Source organism: Limnohabitans sp. TS-CS-82 (assembly GCF_002943475.1).
The window spans coordinates 145,082-166,721 of the sequence record NZ_PTQX01000015.1 but is presented as its reverse complement, the minus strand read 5'-3'; the positions used below and the strand labels follow the sequence as shown (position 1 = coordinate 166,721).

Sequence of the window (21,640 nt, the reverse complement as noted above, 5' to 3'; positions counted from 1 at the left end):
ATGCTGGCGAAGCGACCGTGCTGCCTGATACAAACAACTGGGTGCGAGCACGCACATAGACGTCTGAGTCCAAACCTGTGGCGTACACATAGCTGCCTGCGAGCACGCTGATGTTGCCGCCCAGCAATTCGACATGGTCACGCACGTCAATGTTGCGATAAACACTAACATCCTGAGCTGTTGATTCAATGCGCAACAAACCAACCTTGGCACCACCAAAGTCTTGCTGGCCAACAACGCCCTTCACAACCACACTGTCGGTGGACGTGACGGTAATCGTGCCGCCAGCAGCGGTATCCAGCGTGCCGCCTGAAACGTACTGAGTGCCATCCATCACCAAGGTGTCCACCAACACAGCCACCTTGCTGATGTGAGTACCAGCCGTGATGGTCAGCTTGTCGTTGGCCGACATCAGACCATCAATCCAAACCTGACTGCGTGACGTGATGACCACATCGCCGCCGACATCAGGGGCGGACACATTGCCACGCAACCAGATGCTGCCGTCGCTGTTCAGCGTGACATTGCCATCAGGCGCGCTATCGCTAATCAAGTCATCCGTCCAAACAGAGGTGGCGCTGCCAAACTTGCCTGTTGGGTCAGACACGATGGCACTGGCGCGCGACATGTCGATGCCAACACCACGGGAATCACTGGCCGCTTGAACACTCAAACGCCCCGTTGCGCGCAGAGAGCCGCCTACAGCGGTATTGCCCAAAACCATACCAGCCGCGGCTTTGATGTCCAAGCTCGCCAACTTGCCGGTCCAACTGAAAGTAGCCGCTGTTGGGTCGAATGTGGCACCGGCCATCACCGAGCCCAAAATTTGCACGTTAGCGCCAGAGATCAAGGCAGTGGCGTTGTCAGCCATGGTGGCCAACTGACTGTCCGCGCCCATCAAGATATTGCCCTTGGCAAGCATCTTCAAATCAGCATTGGCCTCCACAACGGCCCCGCCCACTTTGCCGTAGACCGAGCCAATGCCCAGATTACCGCCGGCACTGAACAACAAATGTTGGCCCACAGCATCACTCAAGATGCGGGTGTCGTAGGCGAACAAGTTACTGCCGGCATCCACACGCAAAGAACCTTTAAGCGAGAAGTTGCCAGCCAAGGTCACATCTTGTGTAGCACGAATCGTGACTTCGTCGTCGTAAGCTGCAGCGGTTGCCAGGCTGCTCTTCAGCACGCCATTGACCACCACGTTCTTACCATTCAAGGTCATCAACGCACCCGTTTCAAGCCAACCGCTTTGACGGCCAATCGTCAAGGTGCCTTCTTGAGACGTGATGTCCAAGCGTCCCAAATTCGGGTTGCCTTTGCCGATGGTGCTGTCAATCACCACATCGTTCAGGCCCGTCAACACAATGCGGCCACCCGGGTCGAGGGTCAACAATTGGCTGGTGCCAACCGTGCGCAAGCTCACTTCGCCTGCGCGGACGGTGGCCTCAGTGCCAGCCGTGATCAAAATATCGCGTTGCGCCGTCAAACTGCCGCGGATTACCAAAGTCTGTTTGGCCTTCACCACGATGTCCGCATAACGACCGCGGGCGATCAAATCACCTTCCAATACCGCGTCACCCGCTGGGGTCAACAGCATGCCGCCGCTGAGTGTTTCCATCAAACTCGTCGAGGACAACAACACGCTTTGTGCGCCGGATGCACGCACCAAGGTGTTCAGGTTGATCGCGTCATAGGCTTTGACGTAGCCCATCAAAGTGATGGAACCACTTTCTTTCGAAGCATCACCAATCGTGACCGACGAACCGCGTGCGCTGGCTTCCAACGCAGCAACACGGGCAGACACCGTGGCACCCGTGGTGCGCACAGAAGAAGCAGAGGCGATCTGGTTGAAACCCAAGCGCTCGGCGTTGCCGCCATTGATTGCGTAGATGTCAAACAGATAACCCGCGCTGGTGAGTTGCAAGCGACCGTCAACCAAGCGAACCTTGACCACAGTATCGGCAATACCCAACGCGCTCAATGCAGCTTGCACGTCAGCCACCAAGCCCAACAAATCTGTGTTGGTTTGGGTCGCGCTGGTGGTCAGATTCACAACACCTTGCGCCAAGATGTTGTCAGTGGCCAACGCACCTGTGTGCACATGGATGCCGAAGGAAACATTGCCTGTCAAAGCGCCACTGGCCAATTCGGAAAAACCATCGGCCACAATTTCTTGTGTCCAAGCGGGCGTTGAAACCGTCAAATCGCCATCAGCGCTCAAGCGCACCGCACTGTTTTCGCGGAAGGTCGTGAGGCGAACATTGCCACCCAAGACCACGCCGTCATCCAACTCAGGATTCAGCAGGGTTGCAGGGTTGGTGCCTTGACCGCCACGCACATCAATCAGCTTGCCGGCCACCAAGCCTTTGCCCAAGGTCACTTGACCTCGCGCATCGACCGTGATGGTGGAGTCACCATCAAAATAACGTGGGATGCTGCCCAGGTAAGCGCCCGTGGCGTCGTAGTAATCGACGATTTCGCCACCAGCCACGATACGGCCATCCAACTGAGCACTGCCTGAGGCCGTGATGTCGATGCGGCCATCCGCGTTGTAGGTTGTCAATTTGCCAGTGCCAGGCAAACGCACACCCAAGCCATTGCTGTTGATGCCAGCAACGATGGTGATGTTGTCATGTGCTTGGAAAGTTCCACCCAATTCAGCCGTACTGCCATCGCGTGCGGTCGCGATGCCGCCCAAGTAGACGGCACCCGCCGATGAACGCAAGTTGATGTTGGATGTTTTGTCCACCCAATCCACACTCTCAGAGACCAAGCGTCCGTTTGAATAGACCTGCTGCACTTCGCCACCGGCAGTGACGTGGCCCATGATGCTGATGTCACCCACCGCTTGCACCGAGACAGAGCCACCCAGGCTGTTGCTGCTGGTTTTGGCCAACGCAGTCAAACCACCGGCAGTGGTCACGATCACGCCATAGCCTGCATCGTCGGCACTTGGGGCCAACGTGGTGGTCAAGCTGACAGAGCCTGCCGCGGTGAGTGCGGTATCCACCAAGATTTGCTCACCCGCTTTGACGCTGATTTGTGCATCGTCACCGGTCCACTGGATGCCGCTTTGAGCACTATTGGTTCCGCCTGCCACCACACGCCCGTGGATCTCCACATCGTGTCCACCTTGCAGCAAGATTTGGCTGCTAGCAGTGGTGGAGTACAAACTAGAAGCTGCATGCACATACAAGCTAGTGCCATCGGCATTGGCACCATTGCGCAGAATATTGCCAGCCGTATTGACGCCACCAATCAGGCTGATGTTGCCCGGCACGGTGGCTTCACCTTCCCAATACGTCCAAGTATCAGACTGGATAGAGAGGCTTGAGCCTTCACCCATTAAATTGAAGGTGCCCCGCACGATGGCTGCATTCTTGACGGACACGTCCAGCGCCATGTTGGCTTCGAAGGTGTTGACCGTACCGGTCATCAAGAAACCATAACCACGTTGGCCAACCAAGGGGTGAACTTCACGGATTTGCAGCGCTTCTGCTGTGCCGTCGTTGTTGGCGTCCATCGCATACACAATGAAACGGCGTGAGCTGTCTGCGTTGTCGGTGACCAACCAACGGTTCGTCTTCACGGCGTCTGCACTGCCCCATGACATGTCGCTATTGAGGTAGTCGCCGCCTTGGCCTTCAACGAAGGTTGCACGCAAATCAGCGACCGAGCTGCCATTGGCGGCACGGAAGTAGATGGGGTTGTTGTACTGAACAAAACCAGTTTGGCTCAGCACGCGTGCTTGTTGTTCTGCCGTCAATTGGCCGAAGCTGGTGCCGGCGGTGGGCACAGTCACATCATTCCAACGGATACCCGCGTTGCTGTAATCTTTGCCAAGACCTTCAACAAAATTCAATTTGTACTGGTTTTCGATGGTCTGGTCTGCATTGAAGTAGACCGTGCCGCTCCAGCGTGCGTAGCCAACTTTGGCCAAAACCACATTTTGTTGCTCGAATGTCAATGCATCAAATGGCACGCCGTCGACAGGCGCGCTTAGGCTGCCCCATGTCAGATTTTGGGTGCTGTAGTCGGTGGCAACCACATCTTTGAGCGAGGTCAAAATTTGCTGGCCAGGCGCTGCGCTTGCATTGACAAAGACTTCTTTGTGCAAGGCGGCATAACCCAAGGACTTGAGTACCAAGGCTTGTTGACCCGCAGTGAGTTTTTCGAAACTTGTTCCAGCTTGTGGTGCAGCCACACCGCCCCAGTCAATGCTCTCGAGTGAAAAGTCTGCAGAGCCAACAGCCGTCACCACTTGGTTCACAGGCAATGCAGTTGGGTTAATCCATGCACCGTTGCGGTAAACCGTGAAGCCCAGCGATGACGCCACCACTTGCTGTTGATCGGCTGTCAGTTGCTCAAACGTGGCGTTGGCAGAAGGCGTGGCCACACTGCCCCAAGCCACGCTGTTGTTTTGGTAATCAGTGATGACACCTTGCTGGAAGGTTTGGACAACTTGCTTGCCTGCTGCAGCATTGAAGTTGATGAAATTCTTAACGACCGGACGCTCCACCATGATGTATTTGGTGGGGTTGTTCGGGAAAGCTGGATCAGACGCACGGGCAGCCGTGCTTGTCACGCTGTCGATGTAATGGGTAACAACGAGTTTTTGCTCAGTCGTTAAGTCAAACCAAGAAGCATCCACGTCAGGACGCGCAATGGGGTTCACGGGCACATCACCGCCGCCGTCCCACAAATCGCCAGGCATCGCGTAGTAGTCAAAGACATAGCCAAGGTGCGCGGCCACCACCAGTTTTTGAGCGCCGGTCAAGCCATCAAAACTGGTCGATGCTGACGGCGCTGAAACACCCGCTGCCGCCCAATCGATTCGCGAATTGTTGTAATCGGCCGAGACACCTTGTGCCAAAGTTTGAACCACCTGCATGTGGCCAGAACCATCGTTCTTGACCAATGTCAAGCCGTTGTACTGGGTGTAACCAGTCGCAGCGACAGCCCCGCCCTCTTGCAAGGTCTGACGGAATTCGCCCGTTTGAGGGTTGTAGAAACCGCTGGCGTACGTGGCGTAACCCAGCTGAGTGGCGACCAGCGATTTTTGACTGTCTGTCAAAGTCGCAAAAGGTGTGAAGTTGGCCAACGATGACACCGTCAATGAGCCACTCATGTCCAAAGCCGTCGACTGCACCAAAGCGGTCAGATCGCTGCTCAAGGCGCCTTGTGCCAAGCCCGTCAATCCCGTGGCAATCTTGGCGGCATCGGTGATCGCGGCGGCTTGACCCGTCGCAACAACTTGGACGGCTTGACCATCGATGTTGTCAAAGTAGCTCGCACCCGCTCCGACCGTTTCACCTGCAGAAATTGTCAAGGCACCGGCCACCGTGAGGTCACCACTGAGCGTCAATTCGCCCATCGAGGTGAAGGAAGCTGAAGCACCTGTGCCTGTCACGATAGGCGTGCGACCATCCGCAGCGAACTTGGCACCCGAGGTCACGGCGCTGCCAGGGTTCAAGTGCATGAAGTCATCGGACGTCAAGGTGATGGACGATTGCGCACCAGGTGCTGCCACTGTGGCACCACTGAGCATCGTCATGCTGCCACCCGAATTCATGACGATCGACGAACCCGCGCCATCCACAAACACACCAGCCGCACTAACCACAGAGCCCGACACGTCGACAGTGACGTGGCTACCCGCTTGGGTGGTGCGAATGACGGATCCCATATCGGCGGTGAAGCTGTTGGCTTCAGCGCCATAAGACACATAGCCACCAACACCTGTGGTGCCTGTGACACGCAAATTGACCGCAGACTCACCCATCACCACACCGCTGATCACGGCCTGCTCTGACACCGTGATGTCCAGCGATGGGCCATTCAAGCCAGAGTTGGAGCCCAACTGTGAGTAATAGTTTTGGCGACGGACTTCCAGCAAACGGCTGTTGGTGTAAAGCGCAGCGCTAGATTGCACGTCACCGGCGACCACGATTTCATCGGCAGCCAACTTGACCACATCGGTGAATTTGGCATTGAAGTCAAACACGCCGACGGTGGCGTTGTTGACATCACCGATGATCATTTTTGACCCAGTGGTTTTAGCGCCAATGTCAATCTCACTGAAGCCATCTTTGAGGGCTGCCAGATCACGCATACCCACGGCCATGAAGCCTGTTGTTCCAGCGGTAGATTGGTCACGTCCATACAAGGATTGACCTGCGCCACCCAACTGATACCCCTGGTCTGAGGTGCGCGCCATCATGCTCAACACGCCAGTGCCTGATACGCGGTCTTCGCCAGAAGCGAAGTCGACATCGTCGGCCACGATCGAAATATTTTGACCCGAAGTGAATGTCGAAATCGATCCCGACTCCAAAGACAACAAAGACTCGGCATCTTGCAACAACACGGACACAAGGCCATCGCGTGTTGTCAGACCACCAGAAGTCCAACGATCCTGAATGACGCGCAGACTGTCGCGCTCAATCACGTTGATGTTTGAAGCTTGTGCGTGGGTGCCGCGCGACTCCAAGCTGATGGAGTCAACGTCTGTATTGAATGTGCCAACAAAACGATCGGCGCTGATGCTCAGCATGCCTTCTTGCGCCTTGAATTGCGCTTGACTCACGTCAACCGTGCCTGCAGCGTACAACGACAAACCGGTGGCACCCCAGTTCACATCGGTCGTAGATGTCAAACGGGTCAGGGCGGCGTTGTCGGTCATCTCGATGACGTCAAGACCGTCGTTGAAGGTAATGATGAGCTCGCCAGTAGAGACACCATAACGCAACTTGTGGTCGCCCAGCTCCAAAGGCACTTCGGAATTCAGAGGCAAGACACGCAAGGTGTCGAAGCCCGTGCCACCTTCCACTGAAATCTGTCCAGCTTTGGGGGTCAGCAAGATCAAGTCGCCACCAGGGCCTGTGTCAATCTTGGTTTTACCACCGCGCACGATGATGGTATCGCGACCTGGGCCTGAGGAAATGACGTCATTGCCAGCACCCATGTCAATGTATTCGTCCGCACGACCACCTGAGAACCGGTCATTGCCGCTGGACAACTCGTTGTCAGGAATGTCACCGTAGTAGCTGATACCGTTGACATCACCGCCAACGAAGTCATCATTGCCCAAGTTACCAACCACACGACTGCCTGCGGCACCGCCGAGAATCAAGAAGCTGTCATTGCCGGCACCGCCGTCGATGTCCAACACCGCATTCACACCTTCTGAGATGTAGAACGAGTCATTGTCACCACCGCCGCGCGCATAAATTTTCTTCACGCTGTTGCGAGAGTAGTAATTCACCACACCGAGTGAGCGCACGAGGTATTTGTCGGTCGCGGCGTCGTATTCCACCGAGGTGCCCTCGTTGGTGATGTCGTCGTACGTTTTGTCGCCGTAGCGACCTGAAACGTCACCGGTATTGAGCACCAAAGTACCGTCGTCTTGCAAATAACTGATGCGCGGAGGATCTGCCCACGACCACAAATAGCTGCCCGAAATGGACAGGCCCATCACTGTGACCCGTGCCGCCATGTAAGCACTCGATGGCGTGATATCAATCTCGCCACGGAAGCCCGCCAAGGTGAAGTCGATGTTGATCGCACCGATATGCAGCGAGAAGTCCAGCGAGCCCCAGATTGCGGCCTTGAAGCGCGTAGGGTGATTGCTCAACAACATGCTAGCACCTGCATTCAGATGCAGCGGACCCATGTAAATGTCAATTTCGATTTTTCCGTGGAACTCAAAGAAACCACGCGAGTCGATGTAACCACCGATCTCGACTTCCATCACGCCAAAGAAGTCGAGCTTGCCTTCTAACGACAAGGTGAACACATCGCCGATCACGCTCATGTGCCCCGCAAACTCAATCTTGAACAGGTACAGATCGGCCTGCCCCATGATGTTCAAGTCGAAATACGTTTGGGCCGCAATGGTGTGGCCATTCAAGGTGGTGTAAGGCAAGTTGCTGGTGTTGATCTGCAACACAGCACTGCCCTTGATCTTGATGATGGCAATGTTCAGCTCAATCTTGAAGCCGAGATACAGCGCAAAGAAGGGGCTATCGTTGGCATCTATACCGAATGCTGCGGCACCCGTGACTGCCACTTCACCAAAGGCGCCTAACTCCAGAGAGACATCCATCGCGGCTTGAATGCCGTGACTGTCAATCAGCAAGTCGATCGCGCCCTTCATGGCCAACGGGCCAATGCTAATTTCTGTACGGCCCGAAATACGCAGCATCTGCGGCGTCAGATTGACCATCACGGGATCACCAGTGACGGGATCGTAAATATTGCCCTTGGCATCGCGGCCACGGGCTTGTTGAATTTGGTTGGTGGTGTTGATTTGCAGCAGGAAGCGGCCCTTGACCTTGAAGGCATCACCGCCGTCGATCAAGACCGATTCGGCACCACCACCACCGATCTCCAAGCTTCCGTAAAGCCCTGAGCTGGAGCCGTCAACAACGAGGCCCAAGGTGCCCGTTGCAGAAAGCGTGGCGATTGGTTTCAAGGCCAATTCTGCAGACACCCCCAACTCGAGACGGAATACGCCATTCGAGAACGACGCGATCAACGCGAAATCGCCTTTCATGGTCAAGGCACCACTGAACAAGTCCAGATCGCCTTTGCCTGTCAACGCGACGTAAGGGCCAACCCAATTGGGTTTGCCAGGAGGGAAGCCTTCGATCACAAACTCACTGAAGCCCACCGTCTTCACAAACTCTGGGGGCACCTCATAGACAACGCGTGTGCCAAAAGAATTCAGAGACAAATCAAATTGGACATTCAACTTGGCCACGGGGCCGAGGTCGATGCTTTGGTCAATCTTCAAGCGAGCCGCAATACCCTTGGAGTTGATGACCAACAAGCCCGTCGCGTGCGAGCTGATGTTGAAAGCATCTGGGCCAATTTGAATGCCCACATCGGCAAAGACCACCAAGCCGTCAGACTCGCTAAAGCGGAAGTCCAGCACACCGTGGGCTTTGACCAAACCAAACAAGCTCAAATTAGCTTGGCCGTAAACCCGTAAATAAATGCCCGAGTAATCCAGCACGATGGGGTGCTGAGGATCACCAGTTTCAATGGCGTAACCATTACGAACCACGTCGTCCGACGTGTCGTACTTGGTCGTGCCGGGATCGGTCCATGTGCTCTTCGAGAAGTCGATGGTCGTCATCGAGAACGTGGCACCCGCGTTGCTGCTGTCGTAAGACACGGCGTTGGTAGCCTCATCACGGGTGAAGCCAGTCGCGATGGTCATTCGCATGCCCATGTTGATGTCTAGGCGCAAGCCCGTGGCTTCAAGCACCACCGAATCGGGCACACCCACCAAGCCCACTTTGTCGATCGTGGCTTGACCTGCGATGTAGACACCCAACTTCATGCCAGCCATGCTGATCACGGTTTCTGCGGCCACCAACAAACCGAGGTTCAGGTTGACGATGGCCATACCCACGGCGTTGGGGTTGGTTTCATTGCCATGAATGCGCCCATCCCCGTTCTTGTCGTAGAAGTAACCACGCGGCTTGCCGCCTTCGAAGCTTGGAATACCGATGAAGGCATTGCCGTTGCTGATACCGATGGCGAGGGTCGTGACCGTGGTTTGCTCGCCATTGGAGAGCGTGACCACTTCGCCGCTGCGTTTGGTGAACGCCATCGATGCGGACATTTGCAAGAAGCCAGCCAAGTTGATTTCAGCATAGCCCACTTTGGCTTGGATGATCTCGCTGTTGAAGTCCAAGAACACCATGTTGTTGCCGCCCGCAGGCAAAGCGAAACCAGCCCTATCCATGTAGCGGTTTTGGTTGCGGTCCTCGCTGAGCTTCAAAATGCCATCGCCATCTAGGTCTTCGCCTGGATCGAGACGCAAGTTCGCATTCATGTCTTCACCCATGTCCAACACGCCGTTGCCGTTGGTATCTTCGGTGAAGTCTTTGAAAGACTGGCTGTTCTTGAAGTCGATATACGGTGGGCCTAAGACTTGAAGCACCGCATCCACATAACCCATGCCCATCATGAAGGTGTTGATGTTGACTTCGATGTCTTGCATCTCAGCCTTGATCAAAGACGGATCAATACCCACCAAGGCAGCCGTTGCGATGTTCGCTTTGGCAGACACAAACTGAGGGGAAGACGCCTCCAGAGCGGGGATGCCCGCAAAGATAGAGGGCTTCATCATGGCCAAACCAAAGTCGACGTTGTCGATCGCCAAGCCCACGGCGCCTGAATTGACGTAGTCCAACATGCCGTCTTGATTCAAGTCTGGACCGTAGCGGTAAGGGCCACCCACACCAGCAAAACCACTCAGATTAGCACCGCCCAAGGTCATGGCCGTGACGTTGATGTTGAGGTTGTCAAAATCCATGCCCAAACCAGCCACTGCACCCAAGTCCTCCAGCAGCGGCTTCAAGCCATTCATCTCCACCTTGACGTTGAACACATCGCCTTTGCGGAAAGCCAAAGAACCACGTAGGAACAAGAAGTCAGCCACTGCGATATCTGCAAGGCCAATATCCAGCCCCATCAACTCATGCCCGTCAAAATTCAAGGTGATCGGGTTGTCACCTGCGCCCACCGGCAAACCCACGGTGACTTTGCCAGTGACTGGGTCTGTCTTGCGCATCTTCGAGTAAACCGGCATGGCTCTGAACAAACCACCCAAAACTTCACCACCGGTGTTCACTTCGAGTTTGATGTCTGTGCCAACAATCTTCAAAAAGTCACCAAAGCCATAGGTGCCCATCTCGTCTGCAGAAGCATAGAGGGACATGACTTGTTGAGCATCGAAAATGTCTGGCAACTGCGGCGTGAATAAGCCAATGGCCAAGTCCAAGTTTTGCAAACCAAAACCGACCAAACCAGACTGATTGGTTAAAGGCTGGCTAAAGTCAGGACTGCCTGCACCCACAAAGATATTGACGTTGCTTGCACCAAAAGACACGCCTTTGAACTTGACGTTGTGCATGACCGAGTAATCGTCTGAAATATCGAGCAGATACTTCATCACTTTGTCGGCAGGCAAGTTTGGAATCACCGCATTAGCGGCAGCGTTGACCGCCTTATCGACCAGCAGGCCCACCAACGGGTCTAGACCTGTAGCAGCATCTGCCGTGAAGTTCACGCCCAAGCTCAACTTGAAGTCACCTTGGATGTAGACAAAACCACCCAAGTTGATATTCATGTTGGGGATTTCAATATCCCCCGTCACGCCATCGGCACCGATCGACAAATTCATGTTCTGAATCGTCTTCATCGCATCCTTGAGCCATTCTGGCGTCGAAGGTGAGACCTCTGGCAGCAAGTTTTTCAGGCCTGTCAGATCAATGCGCGGAATCATCTCACCTGTCTCAGGCAAGGTGAAGCTGAAATCAAAGGTTGTACTGACGTTGAACAAATTGAACACGCCGAGGTTGGCCGTCATGCCAACCCGCAAGAAGTTTGAACTGAAGTTCAAATTCATGGCAGAGGGGTTGCTGCCAATCGGAATATCCAAGCCCGTGTGATCGCCGTTGTTGATGGAAGAGAAATCGGCGTACACGAATGGCAGGAGCGTGCGTTTCGTGGACGTTTCACCTCCCATCATTGACTCCTCTTGCATGAATGCACCATTGAACTGGAACACCACGTTTTGAGCGTTGAGGGTCAAGTAGGGGTCTGTTCCGACCAAACCAGCGTAATTCGCCGTGGCGGTCAATCCGAAGAATTGGACGTTTTTCGCTGTGATGCCACCACCAAGCGAAGGTGACATCATGACCAAGGCGAAGTCCAAGTCAGCAACAGCAAAACCAATCGCATTGGTATTGGGTGTTTCATCGGTCACCACACCGTTGTGGTTAGTGTCGGTCAGGTAGGGCCCATGGATACCTGCGAAAGCACTGACATTCAATCCCGCAATGACCATGGCATCGCCGCTTGCAGCGATTCGTGCACCTGGCAATTTGTAATCAACGGAATCGATCGTCCGTTTTTGGAAGGTAAAGCCGCCTTCTACATACAAGATATCTGCAATTTTGGCTTTGCCGTAACCCACGGAAGCTGTCAGCAACTTATTCGTGTAATTCAACAACATGGGCGACGTTGGATCGCCCGTTGGCACGGCCAAGCCCGCCACTTTGCCGCCACGCGTGAAATCAGCGACGAACAGGTCGTTGCTACTGGTGTTCAACTCCACCAGCACATCGTTCAACTCGAACTGGAATGCATCCCCAAAGCCAACCAAGCCAATTTTGTTGGCTGTTGCGCGCATGGCCGTGAACTCAGTGTCAATGACGAGGTTGCTCAGCAAAGCGTCAAGACTGAGGTCAAAGTTAGCCTTGGCCTTGTAAATACCCAATCCAAAACTGAAATCGTCGATCACAAGGCCCATCGCACCTGCGTTGACCGCATCGGCTGTTGTGATCCGGCCATCGCCGTTGGTGTCGATGCGGTAAGGCCCGCCCACGCCCACAAAGGCTTGAACGTGGCTCGCACCAATGGTCATCGAGTCAGCTTTGATATTGTCAAGAAGGATGTTGCCAACCGTCTTGGCAGCAAACTCAACTTCGCCACCCTTCTGGAAAGAGAAGGAGCCCGAGATGTAGACGAATTCAGAGATGCGCAAGGTCGCGTTGTTGATCGAAGCGAACAGCGCTGCTTGACGCATGTCAAGCAACATCGGTTCACCACCCGTTTGCAGCTGATAGCCATTTGTGCCCTCAAAGCTGGCGACAAAGTCAATGGCAGCCCTGTTGTTGGTGGCTTCGTTGACCGTGATGTCAATACCTGAAGCAGACAACTGGAAGTCGTTGGGGTCGAAGCCGTAAATGGCCACCGTATCCACATGGAGCTTCATGGCGCTGTATTCAACGCCCGCCGAGGAGGTGGCGTTCATCAGGCCAAAGCTGATGCCTTCAGCGCCAACGCCGTACAAGCTGCTGGCTTGCTGTGCAAAGGTTTTCGAGCCATCGATGCCATCAGAAGCAAAACCGACAAACACATCGATGTTGTCACCGCCGATGGTGAACCCTTTCAGGCCTCGCACCGTGGAACCCGTACTGTCGATCATGTCGCCAAAGCTGCCCTTTTGGAAGCCAATAGAGCCGCGCACATAGACGAATTTAGAAATCTTCAACAACGCCTCGTTGACGAAGACGCCCAAACGATCACCCTTGAAGTCCAAATTAATCGGGGTACCGCCCGTAGCGACAGACAGGTTTTTGTCACCAGTGAAGTCCAATTCTTTGCCCAGCACCGAAGAACTGTTGGACTCAATGGTGAGCCCAGAGAAGGACAACTGGAAGTCGTTCGGGTCAAAGCCGTACAAGGCCACCACATCGGCACTGGCCTTGAGGGAGCTGTAGCTGACACCGCTGTTATCTTGAAGGCTCAAATAGCCAAAGCTCAGGTTATCAACCCCAAAGCCATAAAGGTGGTCAGATTGCTGAGCCAATGTTTTGGTGCGGTCAATGCCCCCATCAGCGTAGCCCACAAAGGCAGTGATGTTGGAGCCGCCAATGGAGAAACCTTTGGCACCACGAACTGTGCGGCCCGTACTGTCTTTGAGGGTGTCGCCGTAATCCACATTCTCAAAACCAATGGCACCGCTGAAATACACAAAGTCAGAAATCGCCAGGGTTGCACGTTCTGCGTAGACACCCAGTTTTTGGTTGTTGAAATCAATGACGATATGACCTGCAGAGCCCAAAGCCAAACCACCATTGAAGGACTTGGCATAGTCGATCACGCCACCGTCGTCATTCGCGTTCGAGTAACTGAAACTCAGACCATCGGCAGACAGTTGGAAAATACTTTGGTCGATGCCGTACAACGATGCGTTGTCCATGCGGGCTTTGACGGCTGTGTAAGAGTTGCCACCCACACTGGTCATCAAAACGCCAAAGTCCACGCCCTGAACACCGAAGCCGTAGAGGTGATCGGCTTGTTGGGTCAACGTCTTACTGGTATCAAAACCACCGTTGGCATAGCCCACAAAGGCGGTGATGTTGGTGCCAGTGATCGCCATCATCGAGTCGGCTTCGACTGAAGTCTCGCTGCCATTGGCATTTTTGATGATCAATGGCGAGGACGGTGTGTACTTCTCGAAGCCAATACGACCATCAAACAAAGCGAAGTCGAGCAGCTTGAGCGTGACGTCGCCTTCGGCGCGCAACAACTCTCCGGCAGAGCCGTCGAGCTTGAGGGTTACATGGCTACCAGTGCCAGTGAGGACATCAAGGTTTTGCGCTTTGAAGTCGACCACTTGATCGCCATCCTGGCCCGCTTGGTTAAGGTCAACCTGAAGGTTGCGCACCGTGGGCAAGAAGTCAAGGAAGCCCACAAAACCAACCGTCGTGGCCTTGGCTGTTAGCGCGGTCCATGTACGCGATGGATCGCTCTTAGAAGACAACATGGCCAGACCGAAATCAATGTCATCGAGCTTCAAGCCAATGGCGTCAGAGGTGCCGCCTTTGACACCCACAAACACATTCAGGTGGGAACCACCAATGGTCAATGCATCTACATCAACAACTTCTGCCGTTTTGCCAGGCTTAGCTGCAAGTTTGACCGTCGTATCTTTTGATTCAACTGCTAAGTCACCTTCGACTTGAACGAAACCAAACAAGTCGATGGTCAAATGACCTGTCGCTCGGATGTACTCACCCATCGCGCCATCAATACTGAGCGCCATGGTGCTGGTGCTGCCAGTTGGAACGCTGAGTGCAGTTTTGCGTGCACTATTTAGATTGGCAGGATCGGTTAAACCGTAGTCGATAACCGTGGTCGCATCGCCATCAGCTTGGTTCACACCGACCGAAATGCCAGTTGCTTTGACGGTGACATCACTGCCTAAACCAACGAATCCAACAAATGCCGCATCGGCTTGCAACGTAGTCCACTTGCGTGCTGTCGCTGTGCTGTTTGCGGCCAACTGCTCGGTCATCAAGGCCAAACCGAAGTTCACGCCCGTCATCTCCAAGCCCAGCTTGTTGGCCGTGCCGCCGTTGACACCTGCAAACGCTGTCAAGTTGCTGCCGCCAACGCTGAGCAAGTCCACGTTCAACGACTCAGCCGTTGTTTGGTTGGCCAACTTGGCCAGCTTGACTGCTGCGGTTGAGCTCTCAATCGCCAAGTCGCCTTCGACTTGGAAGAATCCGTACACGTCCAGCACCAAGTGGCCGCTGGCTCGCTTCATCTCACCCTTGGTGCCGTCCAGCGTCAACGCCATCGTGCTGCTTGTGCCCGTTGGGATGCTCATCACCGTGTTGCGGGCGCTTGCGCTGTCTGCTGGGTCGCTCAGGCCGTAGTCCACCACCGTGGTGGCTGTGCCGCCTGCTTGGTTGATGGCCACTGCCACGCCAGTCGCTGAGACTTTGACATCACTGCCCAAGCCCACAAAGCTCACGGTGCTTGCATCAGCTTGCAGTGTTGTCCACTTGCGTGCTGTCGCTGTGCTGTTTGCGGCCAACTGCTCGGTCATCAAGGCCAAACCGAAGTTCACGCCCGTCATCTCCAAGCCCAGCTTGTTGGCCGTGCCGCCGTTGACACCTGCAAACGCTGTCAAGTTGCTGCCGCCAACGCTGAGCAAGTCCACGTTCAACGACTCAGCCGTTGTTTGGTTGGCCAACTTGGCCAGCTTGACTGCTGCGGTTGAGCTCTCAATCGCCAAGTCGCCTTCGACTTGGAAGAATCCGTACACGTCCAGCACCAAGTGGCCGCTGGCTCGCTTCATCTCACCCTTGGTGCCGTCCAGCGTCAACGCCATCGTGCTGCTTGTGCCCGTTGGGATGCTCATCACCGTGTTGCGGGCGCTTGCGCTGTCTGCTGGGTCGCTCAGGCCGTAGTCCACGACATGAGTCGCTTCGCCGTTCGCTTGATTAATTGCTACAGAAACTTGAGATGCAGAAAGCTTTACGTCGCTATCCAAACCAACAACAGAAACACTCCCTGCAGTGGCTTGTAACGTCGTCCAGCCTCGCATGACGGTACCGACAGGCTCTGAACCCGTGCGATGCTCAGACAACAAGGCCAAGCCCAGTTCAACATTAGTCAGGCTCAAACCAGTTGCAGCCGCATTCAATTGTTCTTGGGCGTTAAAACCGCCGTTCGTACCGGCAAATGCACTCAACTGCTTACCGCCGATTAACAAAGCTTCAACTTGAACAACAGTGCCGTTGTCTAGCTTGACGTTTTGTGTCTGCTCAACGATTGCAAAATCGCCAACAGCTGATACAAAACCTTGAACATTGATATTCAGATGGCCAGTCGCTTGCAACAAAGTACCGCGGCTGCCGTCCATGTTCAGCGCCAAGTTGGTGCTGATGCCCGTGGCCACCGACAACGACGTCTTGCCCGCGCTGAAGTCCACCACCGCATCGCCTGCAGCCTCGGCTCGGTTCAAGTTGAACGCCAAGTTCGTGCCGCTCAGCGTCACATCCGTCACGCCGCTCAACGACACCGAACCCGCTGTCGCTTGCAAACTCGTCCAACGACGCGACGGCGTTGTGGTCGAACCCATCAGGGCCAAACCAAACTCCACACCCGTCAAATTCAGTGCAGGTCCTGTTGACCCGCCCAACACCGCTGTCAGACCCGTCGCGCCCAAGGTCATGACGTTCACGTCCAGACCTGTTGTGGCTTCGTTGACGCCTGCTGTACTGGCTGTATCCGCTGCCAACTTCACGTTGACTGCCGTCGTGCTGTGGTGGAACGCAAAGTCTCCGCTCAAGCGCAAGAAGTCGCCTGCCACTACCGTTGCACCTGTCAGCGCTACTTCTTTGAGGCCTGCTGACAGCGTGCCAAATGTGTAGCTATCACCCGCCACCGAGATTTGACGTGCTGCCACCGCTTGGTCTGTCGAGTTCCAGCTGACCTTGGTGGTCGTCGCCGACACTTGCACCACGCTGCCCACCGACACGCTCACCGCGCCGCTGGCTTCCAAAATCGTTCCTGCGTGCGAAGACGCGTTGCTCACCACCAAGGCCAAACTTGCGTTGGTCACGCCGGCCTTGAAGTCGCCTGCCGTCATCCACGCACTGGCGCCCGTTGCCAGCACCTTGATCTCGCCGGAGACATCGTGCTCAAACGAGAAATCACCACTGATGGAGAAGGTATCTGCCAATGTCGCTTGCAAGCCCACCACTTTGACCACGGGTGTGCTCACCGCCGTCATCTCTGGCATGACGTGTGAGAAGGTATCGAAGCTCAGTGTTTTAGTGACTTGTGTGGCGCCCGTTGTGTTGACACGCACCGTTGCTGATGTCGCACTGGCCGACGCAAAGCCGCCACCACTGAGTGAGAAACCGCCAGTCGCATCGAGCCAATAGGTGCCGTTGGCGAGAACTTCTAATCCAAAGCTTGCGTTGGTCACGCTGGCTGTCACGCCACCGCCAGACAACGCTGCTGTGATGCCTGTGCCCGCCACTTCCAAGATGCCCGAGGCTCTTGTGAAACCTAATGTGCCAGAGACTTGTACGGCACCTGCAATGTTGACTTCAACCGCACCGCTGGCTTGCAACAAGGTGCCGCGGCTGCCGTCCATGTTCAGCGCCAAGTTGGTGCTGATGCCCGTGGCCACCGACAACGACGTCTTGCCCGCGCTGAAGTCCACCACCGCATCGCCTGCAGCCTCGGCTCGGTTCAAGTTGAACGCCAAGTTCGTGCCGCTCAGCGTCACATCCGTCACGCCGCTCAACGACACCGAACCCGCTGTCGCTTGCAAACTCGTCCAACGACGCGACGGCGTTGTGGTCGAACCCATCAGGGCCAAACCAAACTCCACACCCGTCAAATTCAGTGCAGGTCCTGTTGACCCGCCCAACACCGCTGTCAGACCCGTCGCGCCCAAGGTCATGACGTTCACGTCCAGACCTGTTGTGGCTTCGTTGACGCCTGCTGTACTGGCTGTATCCGCTGCCAACTTCACGTTGACTGCCGTCGTGCTGTGGTGGAACGCAAAGTCTCCGCTCAAGCGCAAGAAGTCGCCTGCCACTACCGTTGCACCTGTCAGCGCTACTTCTTTGAGGCCTGCTGACAGCGTGCCAAATGTGTAGCTATCACCCGCCACCGAGATTTGACGTGCTGCCACCGCTTGGTCTGTCGAGTTCCAGCTGACCTTGGTGGTCGTCGCCGACACTTGCACCACGCTGCCCACCGACACGCTCACCGCGCCGCTGGCTTCCAAAATCGTTCCTGCGTGCGAAGACGCGTTGCTCACCACCAAGGCCAAACTTGCGTTGGTCACGCCGGCCTTGAAGTCGCCTGCCGTCATCCACGCACTGGCGCCCGTTGCCAGCACCTTGATCTCGCCGGAGACATCGTGCTCAAACGAGAAATCACCACTGATGGAGAAGGTATCTGCCAATGTCGCTTGCAAGCCCACCACTTTGACCACGGGTGTGCTCACCGCCGTCATCTCTGGCATGACGTGTGAGAAGGTATCGAAGCTCAGTGTTTTAGTGACTTGTGTGGCGCCCGTTGTGTTGACACGCACCGTTGCTGATGTCGCACTGGCCGACGCAAAGCCGCCACCACTGAGTGAGAAACCGCCAGTCGCATCGAGCCAATAGGTGCCGTTGGCGAGAACTTCTAATCCAAAGCTTGCGTTGGTCACGCTGGCTGTCACGCCACCGCCAGACAACGCTGCTGTGATGCCTGTGCCCGCCACTTCCAAGATGCCCGAGGCTCTTGTGAAACCTAATGTGCCAGAGACTTGTACGGCACCTGCAATGTTGACTTCAACCGCACCGCTGGCTTGCAACAAGGTGCCGCGGCTGCCGTCCATGTTCAGCGCCAAGTTGGTGCTGATGCCTGTGGCCACCGACAACGAGGTCTTGCTCGCGCTGTAGTCCACCACCGCATCGCCTGCAGCCTCGGCTCGGTTCAAGTTGAACGCCAAGTTGGTGCCGCTCAACGTCACATCCGTCACGCCGCTCAAAGACACCGAACCCGCTGTCGCTTGCAAACTCGTCCAACGACGCGACGGCGTTGTGGTCGAACCCATCAGAGCCAGACCAAACCCAACATTATTCAAACTGAGGGCAACGCCATTCGCATTGGCAGCCAAGTCAGCCCCCAACACAGCAGACAAGTTAGCACCGCCCAATGTCAAGACGTTCACTTGTAAGCCAGTGCTAGCCTCATCATCCGCAGTGCCTACCGTATCTGCTGCCAACTTGACGGTGAGCGCTGAACTGCTGCGGTGGAACGCAAAGTCGCCGCTCAAGCGCAAGAAATCGCCTGCAACAACACTGGCGCCTGTGAGCGCGACTTCTTGCAAGCCCACGTCCATAGCACCAAACTGGTAGCTATTACCCGCCACACTCAAAGCCTGGTTGGCCGCTATGGCTTGACCCGTAGAGTTCCAACGCACCTTCGTACTGGCAGCGTTGACCTGCAACACAGAGCTAAGCGTCAAACTCGCGGCACCAGACGCCTCTAAAACAACACCATTGCCTGCTTTTACAAGCATGGCAACTGAGGCACTCGAAACGCCGGCTTTAAATTCACCAGCTGTCATCCATGCACTGGCACCTGTGGCGAGCAGCTTCATGTCGCCTGATGACGCGTCGCGTTCAAAAGCAAAGTTTCCGCTGATCGAGAATGTATCGGCCAATGTCACCTGGAGTCCGGTGACTCTCACCACTGGGGTGGTCGATGCGCTCAACTCAGGCATGACGTGAGAGAAGCCGGCAAAGGTCAACGTTTTGGTGGCCTGAATCGCAGTTGTCGTGTTGACGCGAACCATGGCGGACGTTGCACTCGCTGACGCAAAACCGCCACCGGTCAGAGAGAAACCGCCAGTGGCATCAAGCCAATAAGTTCCGTTAGCCAGAATCTCCAGCCCAAAGTCAGCACCCGTCACACTGGCACTGACACCACCGGCATCCAAAACCGCCGTCACTGCACTACCAACCACGTCCAGAACGCCAGTGTTACGCGAGAAACCAACCGTACCGGACACCGTCAGTGCCGAAGCAATACTGAGACTGACCGAGCCCGAAACAATGGCTTGCTCACCAAGTGAGGCGTTGTCATCAAAAACAAAGCTCTTGCCATCTGCAGAGATGGTTTGAGCGGCAGAGGACAAATCAAGCACCGAACTGGTTGAAGCCAACTTGTCAAATAACTTGAAATCTAAACTGGTGGCCGTCAAAGAAACGCCCGAGACATCAGTCAGTGCGATCCCGCCAATGGAACCCTCGACCCACAACCAGCCCTTATCAGCGGCGTTGCCGTCCAAAAACAAGACACCCACATCAGCATCAGCAAACGTAATGGCAGGCTGACCCGAATCAGAAGAACTAAACCGACCAGACCCATTGGCTAAAGCGAGCTTATAAACATCAACCGCTTGCCCCCCAATCAACTGATTCGTCGATCGGCTGAGCGTCATGCTGCCGGCAAAAGAGACGCCAGAACCCAAGTTCAATGAACCGGTAAAACTAACGCTGGTGTTGTTGCTGAAATAGGCAGCATTCAGAACTTGACCGATCAAATCGTCAGGCAAATTCAAATCCGAGACAGGGCCAGACACCGCATTGAGCACCCAAGTCAGCGACGGATCCAAGACGTGCGCTTTAAGCGTCAACGAACCTGCTGTAGACGACGTGCCAGTTTGAATGATTTCAAAAAATACACCATCTGCAACTTGGATCAAACCTTTAGCAGAACTAAAGCCACCAGTGACGGTACCGTAATTCATGACGGTAAACGTTTGGTTATTTGTCGGCCTGTAGCCGTTGTATAGAGAAACAGCAAGCTGGCCATTCAGCGCAGCCAAGCCAGAAACGCTGATCACATCGTAATAGTCAGCACCTGTATGCGTCGCATCCGCAGCAGTGGCACCACCAATCTCAATGTTTGTTATCCCAGTTGATGTGTAAGAAGCCGCATTCACATAACCTGGCGAGTAACCTGGACTGAACACACCATCATTAACAATCGCACCTTGCATGGTGCCGCTGCCTTTGAGCAAAGCCCCTGGCGCAATCGTCAAACCTTGCGTCGTACCAGTAAGCGCTTGCGGCAACTTCGCCAAGTCAAAAACACCACCAGTTTGTAAAACCTGAAAGTTTGGCGCCACATCGAAAGCAGGCTCGGCAGGCGAGACCAAAGAATCCCACGCACCCAAGTTGATGCTTGCAGCCGAATTAGCTGATGGAAGATCACTGGACTCTGGATTGATCTCAAACGAGTAACTTGACGAACCTGCAATCAAAGCACCCGATGACGTACTGGTCGCACCACCAGAGAGGGAAGAGAAATCAAGCGCCACCCCACCGTCAAAACCCAGAACATCCACCCCTAGCGAAGCATTGACCGCCGGCAACTCGACCGACACAGAAGCCGCATTGAGCGCCTCTGCAGTGCTAACAGCCTGCAATGACGTATCAACATTCGACGACTTGAGACTTAACTCGGCAGTGGCACCACCACCAAGCAGCGTTTGCAACAACAAAGGAGGCGAAAGCGCGTAGTCACTAGGCTGAGACTGGCCAGTATCCGACTGCAACGCATCCATCTGCGCTTGCTGCTCTTCATAGGTCGTGGGCAACACCTGTGACAACAACAAAATGGGGTCCGCCGAAAGCAAAACCCGAGGCTCCAAAGCCTCAACGCGGAATGCATCACGCACGCGAGCGGATATGGGCCGCTTGTTCAGCTTCCCATATTTTTTATTACCGCTACGCAAAAACAT

Annotated in this window: 1 protein-coding gene (only partly in view); it reads right to left on the bottom strand. The window is 55.0% G+C overall.

The genetic code is table 11. The annotated features are described in order from the left end of the window. On the bottom strand, positions 1-21,640 hold the 5' portion of the coding sequence (locus tag C5F52_RS24025) for an LEPR-XLL domain-containing protein (RefSeq protein WP_104800879.1). 18,971 nt of this gene lie to the left of the window's left edge; only the first 21,640 of its 40,611 coding nucleotides appear in the window; the start codon lies at positions 21,638-21,640; the stop codon falls past the left edge of the window.